This is a genomic window from Aeromicrobium sp. PE09-221, from assembly GCF_002174305.1.
Taxonomy (GTDB): Bacteria; Actinomycetota; Actinomycetes; order Propionibacteriales; family Nocardioidaceae; genus Aeromicrobium.
This window is the reverse complement of the sequence record NZ_MIJB01000087.1, coordinates 1-728: the sequence shown is the minus strand read 5'-3', so window position 1 is coordinate 728 and position 728 is coordinate 1. Positions and strand designations below refer to the sequence as shown.

Genomic DNA, 728 nt, shown 5'->3' with positions numbered 1-728 from the left:
GTAGGTTGTCCCTGTCCTCTCGGGGGGCAGGGGCGTGGGGTGATAAGGAACCGGCGCACGAGACCACAAGGAACCGGGCGTGGATCTCCTGCAAGCGGACGCCCGAACGGCGCGCGGCGCGGACTCCGGGCACGTTCTGGGGGCGGGGGAGCGGGAGGGCCACCGGGCGGGGGATGAGGTCGGACCCCGGCTCGGGGGAGGCCGCGGGGCGGGGCACATCGGCGATCACGGCATCGAAACCGCGCTCGACCGCGGAGAGCACGGGCCCCGAGGTGGCCGGAGAGTGATCCTCGGGATCGAAGGAGAGCACCGCGGAACCCGCGGCCATCGGGAAAGCTCCCGCGAGCGCCCGCGCCGCGACATGGCCGTCGGCCCGGGCGATATCGCGCCACCGCAGTCCGGGCGCGTTCTCGGTGCCGGCCGTGACGTGCAACCCCGGGCCCTCCGCATCGGCATCGACCGCCAGGGCCCGTACTCCCCTGCGCCCGGACTGCGGTGGCGCGATATCGCCCGGGCCGACGGCCATGTCGCGGCGCGGGCGCTCGCGGGAGCTTTCCCGATGGCCGCGGGTTCCGCGGTGCTCTCCTTCGATCCCGAGGATCACTCTCCGGCCACCTCGGGGCCCGTGCTCTCCGCGGTCGAGCGCGGTTTCGATGCCGTGATCGCCGATGTGCCACGCCACGCGGCCTCCACCGAGCTGGGGTCCGACCTCATCGCCCCCCCGGTTG

Annotated in this window: 1 pseudogene; it reads right to left on the bottom strand. The window is 74.3% G+C overall.

Annotated elements, in window-relative coordinates:
- Positions 1 to 526 (bottom strand): annotated as a pseudogene (locus tag BHE97_RS19410) (hypothetical protein); the annotation flags it as partial.
- Positions 527 to 728: the final 202 nt, after the last annotated feature.